Source organism: Streptococcus sp. 1559 (genome assembly GCF_013276735.1).
GTDB classification, from domain to species: domain Bacteria; phylum Bacillota; class Bacilli; order Lactobacillales; family Streptococcaceae; genus Streptococcus; species Streptococcus pseudopneumoniae.
Genome location: NZ_VMLO01000019.1, coordinates 13626 through 16266, shown reverse-complemented (window position 1 = coordinate 16266; position 2641 = coordinate 13626). Strand labels below are relative to the sequence as shown.

Sequence of the window (2641 nt, the reverse complement as noted above, 5' to 3'; positions counted from 1 at the left end):
TTTTCATTGAGTATTACTTACTCGCCAACTTCTTAAACAAAAAGAAAAACCACTACTCCTAAGAATAGCGATTTAATCATGTTTTTAAGCTACTAATGTAGTCGCTCTATTATTTAAGAGTAACTGAAGCTCCAGCTTCTTCCAATTTAGCTTTGATTTCTTCAGCTTCTGCAGTTGCAACGCCTTCTTTAACAAGTGCTGGTGCACCGTCAACAAGTTCTTTAGCTTCTTTAAGACCAAGACCTGTGATTTCACGTACAACTTTGATAACGCCAACTTTTTTGTCGCCTGCAGATGTCAATTCAACGTCGAATGAATCTTTAGCAGCACCAGCGTCAGCAGCACCAGCTGCAGCAACAGCTACAGGAGCAGCTGCAGTTACACCAAATTCTTCTTCGATAGCTTTTACAAGGTCGTTCAATTCAAGGATTGAAGCTTCTTTAATTTCAGCAATAATGTTTTCAATGTTCAATGCCATTGTTATTTCCTCCAAATATGTTTTAAATTTATAATAGATTTTCGTAGCTAGGCTACGCTACGTAGCTTAAGATTAAGCTGCGTCTTCTTTGCTTTCTGCAACCGCTTTGACTGCAAGAGCAACGTTGCGCACTGGCGCTTGAAGTACAGAAAGGAGCATAGAAAGAAGTCCTTCGCGGTTTGGAAGAGTTGCAAGTGCAAGAATCTCTTCTTTAGATGCGACAGCGCCTTCGATTGCACCACCTTTGATTTCAAGTGCTTCAGCGTTTTTAGAAAAGTCGTTCAAGATTTTCGCTGGTGCAATAACATCTTCGTTAGAAAATGCTACTGCAGATGGTCCAACGAATACTGATGCAAGATCTTCAAGACCAGCTTTTTCAGCTGCACGACGCAAGATTGAGTTTTTAATGACTTTATACTCAACTTCGCTTCCACGAAGCTCACGACGAAGAACTGTATCTTGCTCAACTGTCAAACCACGAGCGTCTACAACGACGATAGATGCAGCAGCTTTCATTTTTTCAGCTACTACGTCAACTAGTTCCGCTTTTTTAGCAATAATTGCTTCACTCATTAGTGTGTTCACCTCCGTAATTATTTTGCTTGGGGAATTTTTCCAAAAGAAAAACGCGCCCAAACCTAGACACGAAAGTACAATACGCTTCTTTTTACATGATACGTTTTGTCCTCGGTAGGATATTTATGAGTCGAGCTCCCCTACTGTCTTAGGCAGTTTTTTCAAACCGTATATAAGTATAGCATAGTCAAAAAAAGAATGCAAGATTTTTACAAACTTTTTTTAAAATTTTTCGTGATTTTTCTTCTAAAGTTCTACTGTCAGAACTTGACCTTGCTTAACAACCTGTTCTCCAGCAATATAGACATCATCAACATCACTGGATTTGACAGCATAAACTAGGTGAGAGAGCATATTTTCTTGAGGTTGGAGATGGATTTTGCCTTGTGGTTGAATAACGAGAAAATCTGCCTGCTTGCCGACTTCTAGACTTCCTATCTGATTTTCCATTCCTAGAACCTTAGCCCCTTCGATTGTCAGTGCCTTGAGAGCTGTTTCGATAGGAAATTGGCTGGCATCTCCACTTTTCATCTTCTGAAGAAGGGCTGCAGTCCGTCCCTCCTCAAACATATCAAGATTGTTATTGGAAGCGACCGAGTCAGTCGCAATTCCGACTGCTACTCCTGCTTTTTGGAGCTGGATAATTGGAGCAATTCCTGATGCCAGTTTGAGATTACTGATAGGATTGTGAGCAATAGCCACTTGAGAAGTTGCCAAGCGTTCAATTTCTCGCTCGTTTAATTCGACCCCATGAGCAAAGACAGACGGATGATCTAAGTAACCCAGTTCTTCTAGAAAGGCGAGGGGGCGTTTGCCGTATCGTTTCAGGATAATGCCTGATTCTTCCTTGGTCTCCGCCACATGGATATGGATTGGAATAGCAAGCTCTTTTGCCATTTCCAAACTCGCTTCCAGCAAGTCTCTACTGCAGCTATAGGGAGAATGAGGTGCTACCATAACCTTGAAATTTGGATTTTTATATTTTAAGATTTCGTCTATGATGGATCGAGTTCTGCTTATAGTCTCAGCAGTTGTTTCTGTCTCTGAAGAAAAAAGAGTCGGAGAAAAATAACAACGCATCTTGGAATCTTTCACTGCCTGATAAATCTGCTCAATATTCACACCATTGGGATTATACATATCATTAAAGGTTGTTGTTCCTGACTGGAGTATCTCTGTCAGAGCTTCTTTGACCGCCTTAGTAGTCATGTCGGGAGTAAACTCAGCTTCTGCTGGCCAGATATAGTCATTGAGCCATTCATGGAGATTGCTATCATCCCGAATTCCTCTCAAACCTGTCATAGCAGAATGGGTGTGGCAATTGACCAACCCAGGCATAATCCAAGCTCCCTGATAGTCTATAATCTGCTCAGCTTGCTCTAAAAACGCTGGCTTATCTTGACCGACATAGACGATTTGAGAATCCTTGACTGCTAAGATTCCATCAAGATAAACATGGAAATCTTGATCACAAGTCACGATATTTACATTCTGAAAGACTTTCATTATAGGCTCCTTTTCTAAAAGACAAGTTATACTCTCTTCAAACTACTTCAGATTCACTTTGCCGTAGGTGTGGTTACTGAC

3 protein-coding genes and 1 other annotated feature are annotated in these 2641 nt (G+C 40.9%); all 3 genes read right to left on the bottom strand.

Annotated features, from left to right (window positions below):
• Nucleotides 1-109: 109 nt before the first annotated feature.
• The 3 genes from rplL to HT688_RS03530 all read right to left on the bottom strand — a co-directional run bounded on the left by rplL (nucleotide 110) and on the right by HT688_RS03530 (nucleotide 2560).
• Nucleotides 110-478 carry a 50S ribosomal protein L7/L12 gene (rplL, locus tag HT688_RS03540; protein ID WP_001196965.1) on the bottom strand — a complete coding sequence of 123 codons (369 nt, stop codon included), beginning with the start codon at nucleotides 476-478 and terminating at the stop codon, nucleotides 110-112.
• A 72-nt stretch (nucleotides 479-550) separates the two neighbouring features.
• Complete coding sequence (gene rplJ, locus HT688_RS03535; RefSeq protein WP_001287278.1) at nucleotides 551-1051, bottom strand: 50S ribosomal protein L10; 501 nt, start codon at nucleotides 1049-1051, stop codon at nucleotides 551-553.
• A gap of 38 nt (nucleotides 1052-1089) precedes the next feature.
• Nucleotides 1090-1225 (bottom strand) — a sequence feature (ribosomal protein L10 leader region).
• 75 nt (nucleotides 1226-1300) lie between these two features.
• Nucleotides 1301-2560 carry a TRZ/ATZ family protein gene (locus HT688_RS03530; RefSeq protein ID WP_000862496.1) on the bottom strand — a complete coding sequence of 420 codons (1260 nt, stop codon included), beginning with the start codon at nucleotides 2558-2560 and terminating at the stop codon, nucleotides 1301-1303.
• Between the last annotated feature and the right edge of the window lie 81 nt (nucleotides 2561-2641).